This window comes from Oerskovia turbata (assembly GCF_000718325.1).
In the GTDB taxonomy this organism is placed as follows: domain Bacteria; phylum Actinomycetota; class Actinomycetes; order Actinomycetales; family Cellulomonadaceae; genus Oerskovia; species Oerskovia turbata.
On the sequence record NZ_JOFV01000057.1, the window covers coordinates 1 to 301 of the forward strand.

General features: G+C 66.4%; 1 protein-coding gene. It reads left to right on the forward strand.

Going from position 1 to position 301, the window contains the following annotated elements; all coding sequences use genetic code 11:
- On the forward strand, positions 1 to 301 hold a 301-nt coding region (locus IE95_RS0118395; protein WP_030153731.1), incomplete at both ends, for a ubiquitin-like domain-containing protein.

The following is a 301-nucleotide window of genomic DNA, read 5'->3' on the forward strand; positions in this document are numbered from 1 at the left end:
GAAGAAGACCGTCGAGCTCGATGTCGATGGTGAGATCACCACGGTGAGCACGTTCGCCGGTTCGGTCGAGGGTCTCCTTGCCGAGGAGGGGATTCGGGTCACGGACAAGGACCTGATCGCTCCTGCGGGTGACTCTGCGCTCACGAACGGTGCTGACGTCGTCGTGCGGTACGGGCGTCAGGTGACGGTGCAGACCGATGGTCAGCAGAGCGACGTGTGGGTCACGGCTCTGGATGCTGACGAGGCGCTCGACACGCTCGCGGGTCGTGGCGCCGACGTGCGCCTGGTCGCCTCCCGCTCC